General features: G+C 68.0%; 15 protein-coding genes. 14 read left to right on the top strand and 1 reads right to left on the bottom strand.

Going from position 1 to position 16,271, the window contains the following annotated elements; all coding sequences use genetic code 11:
- Positions 1–63: 63 nt before the first annotated feature.
- Together AB0M70_RS27330 and AB0M70_RS27325 are read left to right on the top strand one after the other, a co-directional pair.
- Positions 64–1,353 (top strand): geranylgeranyl reductase family protein, encoded by a 1,290-nt coding sequence (locus AB0M70_RS27330; RefSeq protein ID WP_365823677.1) that lies wholly within the window; start codon positions 64–66, stop codon positions 1,351–1,353.
- Between the two features lie 65 nt (positions 1,354–1,418).
- Positions 1,419–1,745, top strand: coding sequence for a putative quinol monooxygenase (locus tag AB0M70_RS27325; RefSeq protein WP_365823675.1), 327 nt, complete (start codon positions 1,419–1,421; stop codon positions 1,743–1,745).
- A gap of 93 nt (positions 1,746–1,838) precedes the next feature.
- Here AB0M70_RS27325 and AB0M70_RS27320 read toward each other — a convergent pair whose 3' ends face one another.
- A complete protein-coding gene (locus tag AB0M70_RS27320; protein ID WP_365823673.1) occupies positions 1,839–2,654 on the bottom strand; it encodes a C40 family peptidase in 816 nt (271 codons plus the stop codon).
- Between the two features lie 867 nt (positions 2,655–3,521).
- On the opposite strand from AB0M70_RS27320, the gene AB0M70_RS27315 reads away from it, so the two are divergent.
- From AB0M70_RS27315 to nuoL, 12 genes are read left to right on the top strand one after another with little or no spacing between them, the layout of a single operon-like run.
- On the top strand, positions 3,522–3,881 hold the full coding sequence (locus tag AB0M70_RS27315) for an NADH-quinone oxidoreductase subunit A (RefSeq protein ID WP_003992243.1): 360 nt from the start codon (positions 3,522–3,524) through the stop codon (positions 3,879–3,881).
- A gap of 21 nt (positions 3,882–3,902) precedes the next feature.
- Positions 3,903–4,457 carry an NADH-quinone oxidoreductase subunit B family protein gene (locus AB0M70_RS27310; RefSeq protein WP_160506582.1) on the top strand — a complete coding sequence of 185 codons (555 nt, stop codon included), beginning with the start codon at positions 3,903–3,905 and terminating at the stop codon, positions 4,455–4,457.
- Positions 4,454–5,176 carry an NADH-quinone oxidoreductase subunit C gene (locus AB0M70_RS27305; RefSeq protein WP_365823670.1) on the top strand — a complete coding sequence of 241 codons (723 nt, stop codon included), beginning with the start codon at positions 4,454–4,456 and terminating at the stop codon, positions 5,174–5,176. Before AB0M70_RS27310 ends, AB0M70_RS27305 begins: the two co-directional genes overlap by 4 nt.
- The gene (locus AB0M70_RS27300) at positions 5,176–6,498 is read left to right on the top strand and encodes an NADH-quinone oxidoreductase subunit D (RefSeq protein WP_365823668.1); all 1,323 of its coding nucleotides are present in this window, start codon (positions 5,176–5,178) and stop codon (positions 6,496–6,498) included. The genes AB0M70_RS27305 and AB0M70_RS27300 overlap by 1 nt, the downstream gene beginning before the upstream one ends.
- A 38-nt stretch (positions 6,499–6,536) precedes the next feature.
- Entirely contained in the window at positions 6,537–7,343 is an 807-nt protein-coding gene (nuoE, locus tag AB0M70_RS27295) for an NADH-quinone oxidoreductase subunit NuoE (RefSeq protein ID WP_365823813.1), read from the top strand.
- On the top strand, positions 7,343–8,704 hold the full coding sequence (gene nuoF / locus AB0M70_RS27290; RefSeq protein WP_365823666.1) for an NADH-quinone oxidoreductase subunit NuoF: 1,362 nt from the start codon (positions 7,343–7,345) through the stop codon (positions 8,702–8,704). The genes nuoE and nuoF overlap by 1 nt, the downstream gene beginning before the upstream one ends.
- The gene (locus AB0M70_RS27285) at positions 8,701–11,214 is read left to right on the top strand and encodes an NADH-quinone oxidoreductase subunit G (protein ID WP_365823664.1); all 2,514 of its coding nucleotides are present in this window, start codon (positions 8,701–8,703) and stop codon (positions 11,212–11,214) included. The genes nuoF and AB0M70_RS27285 overlap by 4 nt, the downstream gene beginning before the upstream one ends.
- Before the next feature lie 8 nt (positions 11,215–11,222).
- A complete protein-coding gene (nuoH, locus tag AB0M70_RS27280; protein WP_365823811.1) occupies positions 11,223–12,587 on the top strand; it encodes an NADH-quinone oxidoreductase subunit NuoH in 1,365 nt (454 codons plus the stop codon).
- Positions 12,580–13,251 (top strand): NADH-quinone oxidoreductase subunit NuoI, encoded by a 672-nt coding sequence (nuoI, locus tag AB0M70_RS27275; RefSeq protein ID WP_363212754.1) that lies wholly within the window; start codon positions 12,580–12,582, stop codon positions 13,249–13,251. The genes nuoH and nuoI overlap by 8 nt, the downstream gene beginning before the upstream one ends.
- Positions 13,248–14,063: an NADH-quinone oxidoreductase subunit J gene (locus AB0M70_RS27270; protein WP_365823662.1), complete on the top strand. Its 816-nt coding sequence runs from the start codon at positions 13,248–13,250 to the stop codon at positions 14,061–14,063. The genes nuoI and AB0M70_RS27270 overlap by 4 nt, the downstream gene beginning before the upstream one ends.
- Positions 14,060–14,359, top strand: coding sequence for an NADH-quinone oxidoreductase subunit NuoK (gene nuoK, locus AB0M70_RS27265; RefSeq protein ID WP_016640174.1), 300 nt, complete (start codon positions 14,060–14,062; stop codon positions 14,357–14,359). Before AB0M70_RS27270 ends, nuoK begins: the two co-directional genes overlap by 4 nt.
- A gap of 14 nt (positions 14,360–14,373) precedes the next feature.
- The gene (nuoL, locus tag AB0M70_RS27260; protein ID WP_365823659.1) at positions 14,374–16,269 is read left to right on the top strand and encodes an NADH-quinone oxidoreductase subunit L; all 1,896 of its coding nucleotides are present in this window, start codon (positions 14,374–14,376) and stop codon (positions 16,267–16,269) included.
- Positions 16,270–16,271: the final 2 nt, after the last annotated feature.

The raw sequence follows: 16,271 nt of genomic DNA, 5'->3' as shown, positions 1-16,271 counted from the left end.
CATAGACTGCCCATAACCCGTGCCCGTCGGCACACAGATTTCGAGCCTTGGGGAGAACCCGCCGTGACCGAACCCCAGCCCCTCACCGAACACACCGCTGATGTGATCGTCGTCGGGGCCGGGCCAGCCGGTTCCACGACCGCCTATTACCTGGCGAAGGCCGGACTCGACGTACTGCTCCTGGAGAAGACCGCGTTCCCCAGGGAGAAGGTCTGCGGCGACGGCCTGACGCCGCGCGCCACCAAACAGCTGGTGTCCATGGGGATCGACATCTCCGAGGAGGCGGGCTGGCTGCGGAACAAGGGCCTGCGCATCATCGGCGGCGGCGTACGGCTCCAGCTCGATTGGCCGGAACTCGCCGCCTACCCCAACTACGGCCTGGTCCGTAAGCGCGACGACTTCGACGAGCAGCTCGCCAACCAGGCGCAGAAGGCGGGCGCCCGCCTGCACCAGCGCTGCAACGTGGGCGCCCCGATCGTCGACGAGCGCACGGGCCGCATCACCGGCGTGCACGCCAAGCTCGGCGAGGAGAAGACCCCGGTCACCTTCCACGCCCCGCTGGTGGTCGCCGCCGACGGCAACTCGACGCGGCTCTCCCTCGCGATGGGCCTGCACCGCCGCGAGGACCGCCCGATGGGCGTCGCGGTCCGTACGTACTTCACCTCGCCCCGCCACGACGACGACTACCTGGAGTCCTGGCTGGAGCTGTGGGACCGCCGCGGCGCCGAGGACCGGCTCCTTCCCGGCTACGGCTGGGTCTTCGGCATGGGCGACGGCACGTCGAACGTCGGGCTCGGCATCCTCGACTCCTCCTCCGCCTACAAGGAGCTGGACTGGCGCGAGGTGTTGAAGGCCTGGTGCGCCTCGATGCCGGAGGAGTGGGGCTACACCCCGGACAACATGACGATGCCGATCCGCGGCGCCGCCCTGCCCATGGCCTTCAACCGCCAGCCGCACTACACCAAGGGCCTGCTCCTGGTGGGCGACGCGGGCGGCATGGTGAACCCCTTCAACGGCGAGGGCATCGCGTACGCCATGGAGTCCGGGCAGATCGCGGCGGACGTCATCGTCCAGGCGCACGCCCGCCAGACCCCCGGCCAGCGCGAACTGGCGCTGCAGCGCTACCCGAAGGTCCTCAAGGACACCTACGGCGGCTACTACACGCTGGGCCGCGCCTTCGTGAAGCTCATCGGCAACCCGAAGGTCATGAAGATCGCCACGCAGCGCGGTCTGACGCACCCGATGCTGATGCGCTTCACGCTGAAGATGCTGGCCAACCTGACCGACCCGACGGGCGGCGACGCGATGGACCGCATCATCAACGGCCTGAGCAAGGTGGCGCCGAAGGCGTGAGCGTCCGTGGGGGCGGGGCGCTGTCCGATTTGCCCGTGCCCCATGGGTGGTACGAGGCTGGGCGCATGATTTTCATCGCAGTCAAGTTCACCGTCCGCCCCGAGTACGCCGACAGCTGGCTGGAGCGGACCGCCGAGTTCACGCGGGCCACGCGCGCGGAGGAGGGCAACCTCTTCTACGACTGGTCCCGCAGCGTCGACGACCCCCACCAGTTCGTCCTCCTGGAGGGCTTCGCCTCCCAGGAGGCGGGCGCGGCGCACGTCGGCTCCGACCACTTCAAGGCCGCCATGGAGTCGATGTCCGAGTTGATCGCCTCGACCCCCGAGATCATCCACACCGAGATCCCGGGCAGCAGCTGGTCCGAGATGGGCGAGCTCTCGCCGAAGGGCTGATGCCTGCGCCTGCGCCTCGCCTCGCTGAGCGCACAGAAGGGCCGGGAACCCCGCTGGGGGTTCCCGGCCCTTCCGCGTCGCTGTGAGGGGCCCTCAGAGGACGCGCACGGCACCGTCGGCGGGGTAACCCGACAGGTCCTGGATGACAACGCCCTTGCCGGGGTTGGCGGCGTCGAGGTACTGGCCGTTACCGATGTACACACCCACGTGGTACGCGGAGCCCGCGCCACCCCAGTAAAGGATGTCGCCCACCTGGACGTTGGAGAGCGAGACCGGCGTACCGGAGACCGACTGGTCCTGCGAGACGCGCGGAAGGTCCACGCCCGCCTGCTTGAACGCGGCCTGGACGAGGCTGGAGCAGTCCCACGCGTTGGGTCCGGAGGCACCCATGACGTACGCGTCGCCGAGCTGGGCCTTCAGGAAGCTGATGACCGTGCCGACGCTGCCGCTGGCCGGGGCCGGCGTGTCGGCGGTGGAGGCGCTGGAGCCGCCGGCGGCGCTGAGCGTCGTGCGCTCGGTGGAACGCGAGGCGCGCTCCTCCTCCGCCTTCTTCTTGGCGGCGGCCTCGGCCTTCGCCTTGGCCTCGGCCTTCTTCTCGGCCTTGGCCTGGTCTTCCTTGGCCTGCTTGGCGGCCTTCACGGCGGCCGCGTCCTGCTCGGCACGGAGCTGGTAGCTGTCGGCGGTCTGCTGGGTGGCTTCAGCGGACTGCGCGATCTGCGTGGAGAGATCCGCGGTGAGCGTGGGCATTTCGATGGTCTCGGTCACCGGCTCGGCGGCGTTCGCCGTTCCGGCGGCGGCGGCCACTGCCAGGGTGCTGAGGACGCCACCGGCAACTCCGGCGCGCAGAGCCTGCTTCGTGGCGCTACGACGGGGCTTCCGGTGGCTGGGTATGTGAGCGGTGTGGGACATGAGAACAACCGCTATCAGGGAGTCAGGGTTCCCTTCAAGAAACGTGGGCTGCGCCACAGTTGCCGTTCTCGGCCCCGAATCCCGGGCGTGTCACTTCTTATTGACGCCGTAACGGGCAATGCGGACAACGGCGATCACGCCTGTGATCATGGGTTTTCTGCGATACGCCCGAATTGCCCTCGGACTACCACCGGTTGAGCCGGTTGGCCAAGCCCGGTTTCTTTGCCGCCCATTGGCGTGTGGCGCAGGTCACAGGTGTTGCCCTAGGGGATCTCCCTGAGATCGGGCTGAGACCTTCCCGAGATCTCCCGAAGAATTCAGGGGTGTTGTCCGTACGGGGGATCGGTGATGGATCGACGAGGGATCGACGGCCGGCCTGTGTCGGCGAGGTGCCGAGCAGCCCGCCGGGGAACCCGTTCCGATCGTCATAAAGGTGCCGCTTCGGTGGCTCGTGAATCTGTGCACGCGTTCGTGGCTGTCCACCTTCATCCACACCCCTCCCGCCAAAGTGTGAATGAGCCGCCACTATCAAGCCAGGGCGTCCAGCGCCAATTTGCCTGCGGCGGCCGTTGCTTGATAGGGCGCCCCCCTCCCGACCAGCGGTAACTCGCCGAGATGTCACCACTGGTGATCACTCAGGCGCTTCGCGTATGAAGATCACCGCTCATCCGACTTCATGATCCTTCGTCAGGTGGTGGAGATCACAAAGCCGTTGTCGCACCCCGTGTCGCAGATCACAGACTGGCGGGCATAAGATGCGGTGCAGTTGGGCTTGTGACCTGCTTCACATGAACGCGATCTTCGTGGGGCGGGTCGGGGTCCGATGCAACCGCCAACAGTCAGTGCCGACTGAGAGGAGCGAGGAGCGTGAACGCCTATGCGCCCATCCTCGTGCTGGGAGCCCTCGGGGCAGGCTTTGCGATCTTCTCCGTGGTCATGGCCACGCTTATCGGTCCAAAGCGGTACAACCGCGCCAAGCTCGAGGCGTATGAGTGCGGTATCGAGCCGACGCCGACTCCGGCCGGCGGCGGGCGATTTCCCATCAAGTACTACCTGACGGCGATGCTCTTCATCGTCTTCGACATCGAGATCGTCTTCCTTTACCCCTGGGCCGTCACCTTCGACGCCCTCGGGATTTTCGGGCTCGTGGAGATGCTGCTCTTCGTGCTCACCGTCTTCGTCGCGTACGCGTACGTATGGCGGCGTGGCGGCCTGGAATGGGACTAAAGGTCTGAGGGGCCAAAGAGCATGGGACTCGAAGAGAAACTGCCGAGCGGTTTTCTGCTGACCACCGTCGAACAAGCCGCGGGCTGGGTGCGCAAGTCATCCGTCTTCCCCGCGACCTTCGGCCTCGCGTGCTGCGCCATCGAGATGATGACGACGGGAGCCGGGCGTTATGACCTGGCTCGCTTCGGCATGGAGGTCTTCCGCGGTTCGCCGCGGCAGGCCGATCTGATGATCGTGGCCGGGCGTGTGAGCCAGAAGATGGCGCCGGTGCTGCGGCAGGTCTATGACCAGATGCCCAACCCCAAGTGGGTCATTTCCATGGGGGTTTGCGCTTCGTCGGGCGGGATGTTCAACAATTACGCGATTGTGCAGGGCGTGGACCACATTGTCCCTGTTGACATCTATTTGCCCGGATGTCCGCCGCGACCCGAGATGCTGATGGACGCGATCCTCAAGCTCCACCAGAAGATCCAGGGCGGCAAGCTCGGGGTCAACGCCGAGGAAGCGGCCCGCGAGGCGGAGGAGGCGGCCCTCAAGGCCCTCCCCACCATCGAGATGAAGGGGCTGCTGCGGTGAGCGACGCGCACGACGAGCACCTGAACGGGAACGGCGTCCCCGCTCCCCGCGACGAGGCCGGCAAGGTCATCGGCGTCCGCAAGGGCATGTTCGGCGTCAACGACGGCGGCGACACGTCCGGCTACGGCGGCCTGGTGCGCACGATCACCCTGCCCGGCGCCTCCGCGCGCCCGTACGGCGGCTGGTTCGACGAAGTCGCGGACGAGCTGGAAGGAGCCCTGGAAGAACAGGGACTCCTCCCGGAGAACGCGATCGAGAAGACGGTCGTCGACCGCGACGAACTCACCTTCCACATCGCGCGCGAGCACCTCGTCCGGGTCGCGCAGACCCTGCGCGACGACCCGGCCCTGCGCTTCGAGCTCTGCACGGGCGTCAGCGGCGTGCACTTCCTCGAGGACAAGGGCCGCGAGCTGCACGCCGTCTACCACCTGCGCTCGATCACCCACAACCGCCTGATCCGGCTCGAAGTCAGCGCCCCTGACGCCGATCCGCACGTCCCCTCACTGGTCTCCGTCTATCCGACGAACGACTGGCACGAGCGCGAGGCGTACGACTTCTTCGGCCTGATCTTCGACGGTCACCCGGCGCTGACGCGGATCATGATGCCGGACGACTGGCAGGGCTTCCCGCAGCGCAAGGACTACCCCCTCGGCGGCATCCCCGTCGAGTACAAGGGCGCCCAGATCCCGGCTCCGGACCAGCGGAGGTCGTACAGCTGATGTCCACTTCACATGCCTCCGCCCGCGAAACGACCGAGGGGACCGTATATACGGTCACCGGCGGCGACTGGGACGAGGTCGTCCAGTCCGCCGCCCGGTCGGACGACGAGCGCATCATCGTCAACATGGGTCCGCAGCACCCCTCCACCCATGGTGTGCTCCGGCTCATCCTGGAGATCGAGGGTGAGACCGTCTCCGAGGCCCGCTGCGGCATCGGCTATCTGCACACGGGCATCGAGAAGAACCTCGAGTACCGCACGTGGACGCAGGGCACGACGTTCGTCACGCGCATGGACTATCTGACGCCGTTCTTCAACGAGGCGGCGTACTGCCTCGGCGTCGAGAAGCTGCTCGGCATCGAGGACCAGATCCCGGACCGCGCCTCGGTCATCCGCGTGCTCCTGATGGAGCTCAACCGGCTCTCCTCGCACCTGGTGTGCATCGCCACCGGCGGCATGGAACTGGGCGCGACGACGATCATGATCTACGGCTTCCGAGATCGTGAACTCGTTCTCGACATCTTCGAGCTGATCACCGGCCTGCGCATGAACCACGCGTACATCCGGCCCGGCGGACTCGCCCAGGACCTGCCCCCGGGCGCGGTGGACCAGATCCGCGAGTTCGTGAAGAAGATGCAGAAGAACCTCGGCGAGTACGACAAGCTCGCCACCGGCAACCCCATCTTCAAGGCCCGTATGCAGGACGTCGGCTATCTCGACCTCGCCGGCTGCATGGCACTCGGCGCCACCGGGCCCGTCCTGCGCTCGGCCGGCCTGCCGCACGACCTGCGCAAGGCGCAGCCCTACTGCGGTTACGAGAACTACGAGTTCGACGTGCCGACCGCCGACACCTGTGACTCCTACGGACGCTTCCTGATCCGTCTCGAGGAGATGCGCCAGTCGCTGCGCATCGTCGAGCAGTGCCTGGACCGGCTCGCGCCGGGTCCGGTCATGGTCGGCGACAAGAAGATCGCCTGGCCCGCGCAACTGGCGCTCGGCCCGGACGGATTGGGCAACTCGCTCGATCACATCAAGAAGATCATGGGCACCTCCATGGAGGCCCTGATCCACCACTTCAAGCTGGTGACCGAGGGCTTCCGGGTCCCCGCGGGGCAGGCGTACACCGCCGTCGAGTCGCCCAAGGGCGAGCTCGGGGTGCATGTCGTCTCCGACGGCGGCACCCGCCCCTACCGGGTCCACTTCCGCGACCCGTCCTTCACCAACCTGCAGGCCATGGCGGCGATGTGTGAGGGCGGCCAGGTCGCCGACGTCATCGTCGCCGTCGCGTCCATCGACCCCGTGATGGGAGGCGTCGACCGGTGACCACCACCCCTTCCCAGGGCGCGGGCGTCAGCCTGGGCATGCCCCAACTCCCCGCCCCCGACTTCCCGGCCGACGTACGGGCCAGGCTCGACGCGGACGCCAAGGAGGTCATCTCCCGCTACCCGGACTCCCGGTCCGCGCTGCTCCCGCTGCTGCACCTGGTGCAGTCGGAGGAGGGCCACGTCACGCGCACGGGCATGGCCTTCTGCGCGGAGGTCCTCGGCCTGACCACCGCCGAGGTCACCGCGGTCGCGACCTTCTACACGATGTACCGGCGCAAGCCCTCCGGTGACTACCAGGTCGGCGTCTGCACCAACACGTTGTGTGCCGTCATGGGCGGTGACGCGATCTTCGAGTCGCTCCAGGAGCACCTGGGCGTCGGCAACGAAGGGACCACGGAGGACGGCAAGGTCACGCTGGAGCACATCGAGTGCAACGCGGCCTGCGACTTCGCTCCCGTCGTGATGGTCAACTGGGAGTTCTTCGACAACCAGACCCCCGAGACCGCCAAGCGGCTCGTCGACGACCTGCGCGCGGGCGTGCAGGTCGAGCCGACCCGCGGCGCCCCCTTGTGCACATACAAGGAGACGGCGCGGATTCTGGCGGGCTTCCCCGACGAGCGCGCGGGCGCCGTCGAGGCGAGCGGCGGCGCGGGCCCGGCCTCGCTGATCGGACTGCGCCTGGCCAAGGGCGAGTTGCCGCAGCCCCGGGTGGTCCACCCACGCGCGGGCGGCCCCCAGGATGAGGCGCCTGCCGAGCACCTCAGCTCGCATGACGCACCGCAGGAGACCTCGGCATCCGACCCGGCCCACCCGGCCGGACCGACCGCCGAGGAGGGGGAGTGATGACCTTGGCAGCCGAGATCGACAACGAGACGAGCCCCGAGAAGCTGCTCGCGCCGGTCCTTTCCGCGTTCTGGGACGAGGAGAAGTCCTGGACGCTGGAGACCTACCGACGGCACGAGGGGTACGAGGGCCTGCGCAAGGCCCTGGCCATGGCGCCGGACGACCTCATCGCGTACGTGAAGGACTCCGGTCTGCGCGGCCGGGGCGGCGCCGGATTCCCCACCGGAATGAAATGGCAGTTCATTCCGCAGGGCGATGGAAAGCCGCACTATCTAGTTGTCAACGCCGACGAATCGGAGCCCGGGACCTGTAAGGACATCCCGCTCCTCTTCGCGAACCCGCATAGCCTCATCGAGGGCATCGTGATCGCCTGTTACGCGATCCGCTCTTCGCATGCCTTCATCTACCTGCGCGGTGAAGTCGTCCCCGTGCTCAGGCGGTTGCACGAGGCCGTGCGTGAGGCGAAAGAGGCGGGATTCCTGGGCGAGAACATCCTGGGCAGCGGACTCGACCTCGAACTCACCGTGCACGCGGGTGCGGGCGCGTACATCTGTGGTGAGGAGACCGCGCTGCTCGACTCGCTCGAAGGCCGCCGTGGCCAGCCGCGACTGCGTCCCCCTTTCCCGGCCGTCGCGGGCCTCTACGCATGCCCCACTGTTGTCAATAACGTCGAGTCCATCGCGTCGGTTCCCGCGATCCTGAATCGCGGAAAAGACTGGTTCAAGTCGATGGGGAGCGAGAAGTCCCCCGGCTTCACGCTCTATTCGCTGAGCGGCCACGTCACGAGCCCCGGCCAGTACGAGGCCCCGCTCGGCATCACCCTGCGCCAGCTGCTCGAGATGAGCGGCGGGATCAGGGCGGGCCACCGGCTCAAGTTCTGGACGCCGGGCGGCTCGTCGACGCCGATGTTCACCGACGAGCACCTCGACGTCCCGCTGGACTACGAGGGAGTGGGCGCCGCCGGGTCGATGCTCGGCACGAAGGCCCTGCAGTGCTTCGACGAGACGACGTGCGTGGTGCGCGCGGTCACCCGCTGGACCGAGTTCTACGCCCACGAGTCCTGCGGCAAGTGCACGCCCTGCCGCGAAGGGACGTACTGGCTGGTCCAGTTGCTCCGCGACATCGAGGCCGGCAAGGGCGTCATGTCCGACCTGGACAAGCTGAACGACATCGCCGACAACATCAACGGCAAGTCGTTCTGCGCCCTGGGTGACGGCGCCGCGTCGCCGATCTTCTCCTCGCTCAAGTACTTCCGCGAGGAGTACGAGCAGCACATCACCGGCAAGGGCTGCCCCTTCGACCCGGCCAAGTCGACTCTCTGGGCCGACAGGCCCGCCGCACATTCGGAGGTGAACGCATGACAGTGACCACTAATAGCGCTCCCTCCGGGGGCGGCGAGGCGGCGGTTCCGCCGGAAGACCTCGTGTCGCTGACGATCGACGGCGCCGAGATCAGCGTCCCGAAGGGGACGCTGGTGATCCGGGCCGCCGAGCTCCTCGGCATCGAGATCCCGAGGTTCTGCGACCACCCGCTGCTCGACCCGGCGGGCGCCTGCCGCCAGTGCATCGTCGAGGTGGAGGGCCAGCGCAAGCCGATGGCCTCCTGCACCATCACCTGCACCGACGGCATGGTCGTGAAGTCGCAGCTCTCCTCGCCGGTCGCCGAGAAGGCCCAGCGCGGTGTGATGGAGCTGCTCCTCATCAACCATCCGCTGGACTGCCCGGTCTGCGACAAGGGCGGCGAGTGCCCGCTGCAGAACCAGGCGATGCAGGTCGGCGACCCGGACAGCCGCTTCGAGGGCAAGAAGCGGACGTACGAGAAGCCGGTGCCGATCTCCACGCAGGTGCTGCTCGACCGTGAGCGGTGCGTGCTGTGCGCGCGCTGCACCCGGTTCTCGAACCAGATCGCGGGCGACCCGATGATCGAGCTGATCGAGCGCGGTGCGCTCCAGCAGGTCGGTACGGGCGAGGGTGACCCCTTCGAGTCGTACTTCTCCGGGAACACCATCCAGATCTGTCCGGTCGGCGCGCTGACCTCGGCGGCGTATCGCTTCCGCTCGCGGCCCTTCGACCTGGTGTCGTCGCCCTCGGTCTGCGAGCACTGCGCGGGTGGCTGCGCGACGCGCACCGACCACCGGCGCGGCAAGGTCATGCGGCGCCTCGCCGCCGACGACCCCGAGGTCAACGAGGAGTGGATCTGCGACAAGGGGCGCTTCGGCTTCCGTTACGCGCAGAAGCCGGACCGGCTGACCACACCGCTAGTGCGCAACGCGGAGACGGGCGAGCTGGAGGCCGCCAGTTGGCCCGAGGCCCTCGAGGTCGCGGCCGTCGGACTCGCCGCCGCGCGGGGCCGGGCCGGTGTGCTGACCGGCGGGCGCCTCACCGTCGAGGACGCCTACGCGTACAGCAAGTACGCGCGCGTGGCGCTCGACACGAACGACATCGACTTCCGCGCGCGCGTGCACAGCAGCGAGGAAGCCGACTTCCTGGCCGCCCGTGTCGCGGGCCGCGGCCGGGATCTCGACGGCGCCGGCGTGACGTACGCGGACGTGGAGAAGGCGCCCGCGGTCCTGCTCGTCGGCTTCGAGGCCGAGGAGGAGGCGCCCGGGGTCTTCCTGCGGCTTCGCAAGGCCTGGCGCAAGCACGGCCAGCGGACGTTCTCCCTCGCCACGCACCAGACCCGGGGCCTGGAGAAGGCGGGCGGCACGCTGTTGCCCGCGGCTCCCGGCACCGAGACGGAGTGGCTCGACGCACTCTCAGGAGAGGTCGGACTTGAGGGCGACGGTGCCAAGGCCGCCGAGGCGCTGCGCGCTCCGGGTGCGGTGATCGTGGTCGGCGAGCGCCTCGCGGCCGTGCCGGGCGGGCTCACCGCCGCCGTACGGGCCGCTTCCGCGACCGGTGCGCGGCTGGTGTGGATTCCGCGCCGGGCGGGGGAGCGCGGCGCCGTCGAGGCCGGTGCGCTGCCCTCGCTGCTCCCCGGCGGGCGCCCGTCCACCGACCCGCGCGCGCGGGACGAGGTGGCGGCCGTATGGCGCGTCGCCGAAATCCCGCACCGCTACGGCCGTGACACCGGCCAGATCATCGAGGCGGCGGCGACCGGCGAACTGGGCGCGCTCCTGGTGGCGGGTGTGGAGGTCGCCGACCTTCCCGACCCGGCACGCGCGCGTGAAGCTCTCTCCGAGGTCGGATTCCTGGTCTCTCTCGAGCTGCGGCCCAGCGAGGTCACCGAGCACGCCGACGTCGTACTCCCCGTGGCCGCGGTCGCGGAGAAGCCCGGCACCTTCCTCAACTGGGAGGGCAGGGCGCGGATGTTCGAGGCCTCGCTGAAGCCCGACCAGATGACCCGCACGCTGGCCCCGACGGACGCGCGTGTGCTGCACATGCTGGCCGACGCCGGGGACGTACACCTGGCTCTTCCCGACCTGGCGTCCGCCCGGCGCGAGCTGGACCGGCTCGGCGGCTGGGACGGCACGCATGCCACGGAGCCCTCGGAGACGGGTGCTCAGCCGCCGAGGCCCGCCTCCGGAGAGGCCGTTCTCGCGGGGCACCGGCTGCTGCTCGACCAGGGCCGCCTCCAGGAGGGCGACGAGGCGCTCGCCGGCACACGGCACGCGGCGCTCGCCCGGCTCTCGGCGGCCACCGCGGCCGAGGCGGGCGTCAAGGACGGCGACGTCCTGGCCGTCTCCGGACCGGCGGGGGCGACTGAACTGCCGCTCCAGGTGACCGAGATGCCCGACCGCGTGGTGTGGCTGCCGCTGAACTCGACCGGGGGAGGCGTCACTTCCGACACCGGTGCGCGCCCCGGCGACCTCGTCCGCATCGGCCCGGCGCTCCTGCCGGAGCCCTCTGAGGCCCCGGAGGTGACGTCGTGATGCACCACATGGTGCCGCTTGCGGCGGAAGACCTGTCCATGTTCGGCCGTGACCCGTGGTGGCTCGTCGCGATCAAGGCGGTGTTCTGCTTCGCGTTCCTGATGGTGACGGTTCTCTTCTCCATCGTGTGGGAGCGCAAGGTCGTCGCCTGGATGCAGCTGCGCATCGGGCCCAACCGGCACGGCCCCTGGGGCATGCTGCAGTCCCTCGCGGACGGCATCAAGCTGATGCTCAAGGAAGACCTGATCGTCAAGCGCGCGGACAAGGTGGTCTACATCCTCGCGCCGATCGTGGCGGCCATCCCGGCCTTCATGGCGATCGCGGTGATCCCCTTCGGTCCCGCGGGCAACGAGATCTCGATCTTCGGCCAGCGCACGACGATGCAGCTCACCGACCTGCCGATCGCGATGCTCTACATCCTCGCGGTCGCCTCGGTCGGCATCTACGGCATCGTGCTGGCGGGCTGGAGCTCCGGTTCCACGTATCCGCTCCTCGGCGGCCTGCGCTCCTGCGCGCAGATGATCTCGTACGAGATCGCGATGGGCGCCGCGTTCGCCTCGGTGTTCCTCTACTCCGGGTCGATGTCGACCTCGGCGATCGTGGAGGCGCAGGCGGACCGCTGGTACGTCCTGCTGCTTCCGGTGTCGTTCCTGATCTACATCGTGACGATGATCGGCGAGACCAACCGCGCGCCCTTCGACATGCCGGAGTCCGAGGGCGACCTCGTCGGTGGCTTCAACACCGAGTACTCGTCGATCAAGTTCGCGCTCTTCATGCTCGCCGAGTACGTCAACATGGTCACCGTCTCGGCGGTCTCGGTCACGCTCTTCCTGGGCGGCTGGCGGGCCCCGTACCCGGTCAGCACCTTCTGGGAGGGCGCGAACCACGGCTGGTGGCCGATGCTCTGGTTCGTTATCAAGGTCCAGCTGCTGCTGTTCTTCTTCATCTGGCTGCGCGGCACGCTGCCACGCGTCCGCTACGACCAGCTGATGAAGCTCGGCTGGAAGGTCCTGATCCCGGTGTCGGTCGTCTGGCTGATGCTCGTGGCGACGGTCAGGGCGATGCGGAACGAGGAGTACGACTTCACCTCGATCGCGCTCTATGTGGGCGGCGGAGTCATCGCGCTCCTGTTGCTCTCCGTGGTCGTCGACATCTTCCGCGACAAGCGCGAGAAGCAAGCGGCAGTCGAGGAAGAGCCGGTCGCCTTCGACCCGATGGCCGGTGGATTCCCCGTCCCGCCGCTGCCCGGACAGAGCCTGCCGCCCGTACCGCGACGACGCCCGCGCCAGGAGCGCGAGTTGATTGTCAGTGGTGGCCCGGATACTCAAAGTGACGGAACTCGAAGCGACGGAAAGGAGGCGTCCGATGGCTGAGTCGAAGAACGAGCCGAACCAGTCACAGCACGAGTCGAACCAATCGAAGCAGGGGTTCCAGAACCCCGTCGCGGGCTTCGGCGTGACCTTCAAGGCCATGTTCAAGAAGCGGCTAACCGAGCAGTATCCGGAGCAGGAGAAGGTCACCGCTCCCCGCTTCCACGGCAGGCACCAGCTCAACCGCCATCCGGACGGCCTGGAGAAGTGCGTCGGCTGCGAGCTCTGCGCCTGGGCCTGCCCCGCGGACGCGATCTATGTGGAGGGCGCGGACAACACCGAGGAGGAGCGCTACTCCCCGGGCGAGCGGTACGGCCGCGTCTACCAGATCAACTACGCCCGCTGCATCCTGTGCGGCCTGTGCATCGAGGCGTGCCCCACGCGCGCGTTGACGATGACGAACGAGTTCGAGCTGGCCGACAGCAGCCGCGAGAAGCTCATCTTCACCAAGGAGCAGCTCCTCGCCGGCCTGGAGGAAGGCATGGTCGACTCACCGCACTCGATCTTCCCCGGCACGGACGAGCAGGACTACTACCGCGGTCTGGTGACCGAGGCCGCGCCGGGCACGGTGCCTCAAGTGGCCCTTTCCAAGGGGGAGACGCCCCAGGAGGCCGCCTCCACCTTCGGGGACTCCGAACCCGCGTCGGGGGAGGTGATCAACCGATGACGCAGCTCGCCGCCTACACCACGTCCACCGGTGAGGCCGTCCAGTTCTGGGTGCTCGGCACGGTCGCCGTGATCGGCGCCCTGTGCACGATCCTCATGAAGAAGGCCGTGCACAGCGCGCTCTGCCTCGCCGGGACCATGATCATCCTCGCGGTCTTCTACCTCGCCAACGGGGCGTACTTCCTGGGCATCGTCCAGGTCGTCGTCTACACCGGCGCGATCATGATGCTCTTCCTCTTCGTGGTCATGCTCGTCGGTGTCACCGCCGCCGACTCCCTGAAGGAGACCATCAAGGGGCAGCGCTGGCTGGCCGGCCTCTGTGGCTTCGGCTTCGCCATCCTGCTCTTCGCCGGCATCGGGAACGCCTCGGTGAACGACTTCACCGGGCTCGCCAAGGCGAACGCGGGCGGCAACGTGGAGGGCCTCGCCGAGAGCATCTTCACGAAGTACGTCTTCGCCTTCGAGATCACCGGTGCCCTGCTCATCACCGCCACCGTCGGCGCGATGGTGCTCACCCACCGCGAGCGCACGGAGCGCGCCAAGACGCAGCGCGAGATGTCCGAGGAGCGCGTGCGCTCCAACCACCTGCCGCCGCTGCCCGCCCCCGGTGTCTACGCCCGGCACAACGCCGTGGACGTCGCGGGTCTCCTCCCCGACGGCACCCCCTCCGAGCTCACGGTCAACAAGACGCTGCGTGAGCGCGGTCAGATCCGCGATGTGTCCGACGAGGCACTGGACGATCTGCGGGCCCTCGAACAGCGCTCCACGCAGCGTCTGGAGCGGTCGACCAAGACCGAGGAGGCGTCGAAGTGAATCCGGTCAACTACCTGTATCTCGCGGCGCTGTTGTTCGCGATCGGCGCCACCGGCGTGCTGATCAGGCGGAACGCGATCGTGGTGTTCATGTGTATCGAGCTGATGCTCAACGCGTGCAACCTCGCCTTCGTGGCCTTCTCCCGGCTGCACGGCAATCTCGACGGCCAGATCATCGCCTTCTTCACGATGGTCGTTGCCGCGGCGGAAGTCGTGGTCGGCCTCGCGATCATCGTGTCGCTGTTCCGCTCCCGTCACTCGGCCTCGGTCGACGACGCCAGCCTGATGAAGCTGTAAGGGGTCGCTGAAAAGTGGAGAACCTGATCGCGCTGCTCGTAGCGGCGCCTCTGCTCGGAGCGGCCGTACTGCTGTGCGGCGGGCGGCGGCTGGACCGTGTCGGCCACTGGCTCGGCACGCTGCTCGCGGCCGCCTCCTTCGTCATCGGTGTGATGCTCTTCGCCGACATGCTGGGCAAGGGCGCCGAGGAGCGCTCCCTGTCGCAGCACGTGTTCAGCTGGATTCCCGTGGAGGGTTTCCAGGCGGACGTCGCCTTCCAGCTCGACCAGCTGTCGATGACGTTCGTCCTGCTGATCACCGGTGTGGGCACCCTGATCCACATCTACTCCATCGGGTACATGGAGCACGACGAGCGGCGCCGCCGCTTCTTCGGCTATCTGAACCTGTTCCTCGCGGCGATGCTCATCCTCGTCCTCGCCGACAACTACCTGCTCCTGTACGTCGGATGGGAGGGCGTCGGCCTCGCCTCGTACCTCCTGATCGGCTTCTGGCAGCACAAGCCCAGCGCGGCCACCGCCGCGAAGAAGGCCTTCCTGGTCAACAGGGTCGGCGACATGGGCCTTTCGATCGCCATCATGCTGATGTTCACCACCTTCGGGACGTTCGCCTTCGGGCCCGTCCTGGAGGCCACGGGTGAGACCTCGGAGGGCAAGCTGACGGCCATCGGCCTGATGCTGCTGCTCGCGGCGTGCGGCAAGTCGGCCCAGGTGCCGCTGCAGTCCTGGCTCGGCGACGCGATGGAGGGTCCGACCCCGGTCTCGGCCCTCATCCACGCGGCGACGATGGTGACCGCCGGCGTGTACTTGATCGTCCGCTCCGGCGCGATCTTCAACGGCGCCCCGGACGCGCAGCTCGTCGTCACCGTCGTGGGCGCGGTCACGCTCCTCTTCGGTGCGATCGTCGGTTGCGCGAAGGACGACATCAAGAAGGCCCTCGCCGGGTCGACGATGTCCCAGATCGGCTACATGATCCTGGCCGCGGGCCTCGGCCCCATCGGCTACGTCTTCGCGATCATGCACCTGGTGACGCACGGCTTCTTCAAGGCCGGGCTCTTCCTCGGCGCCGGTTCGGTCATGCACGGCATGAACGACGAGGTCGACATGAGGAAGTACGGCGGCCTCAGGAAGTACATGCCGGTCACCTTCGTCACCTTCGGGCTCGGCTATCTGGCGATCATCGGTTTCCCCGGTCTGTCCGGCTTCTTCTCCAAGGACAAGATCATCGAGGCGGCGTTCGCCAAGGGCGGCACGGAGGGCTGGATCCTCGGCTCGGTCGCACTGCTCGGCGCCGCGATCACCGCGTTCTACATGACACGCGTGATGATCATGACGTTCTTCGGTGAGAAGCGCTGGCAGCCGGACGCTGAAGGCAACGCACCGCACCCGCACGAGTCGCCCAGGTCCATGACGATCCCGATGATCGTGCTGGCCTTCGGTTCGGTCTTCGCGGGCGGGTTCTTCAGCATCGGCGACCGCTTCATGCACTGGCTGGAGCCGGTCACCCAGCACGACCACGGCCACTCGCCGCTGAGCGCCGCCACGGTCACGGGCGCCACCATGGTGGTCCTGCTCATCGGTGTGGCCCTCGCCTACCTCCAGTACGGCCGCCGTCCCGTCCCGGTCACCGCCCCGCGCGGTTCGGTGCTCACCCGGGCGGCCCGGCGCGACCTCCTCCAGGACGACTTCAACCACGTCGTCCTGGTCCGCGGCGGAGAGCACCTCACCCGCTCCCTGGTCTACGTCGACCACACCCTGGTCGACGGAGTCGTCAACGGCACGGCGGCCTCGGTCGGCGGGCTCTCCGGACGGCTGCGCAAGATGCAGAACGGCTATGCCCGCTCCTACGCGGTCTCGATGTTCGGCGGCGTTGCGGTACTCATCGCCGCGACCCTGCTGATGAGGGCGGTCTGATA

This window comes from Streptomyces sp. NPDC051214, from assembly GCF_040682375.1.
Lineage (GTDB): Bacteria > Actinomycetota > Actinomycetes > Streptomycetales > Streptomycetaceae > Streptomyces.
Note: the sequence above shows the minus strand (reverse complement) of the source record. Positions and strands in the feature narration are given on the sequence as shown.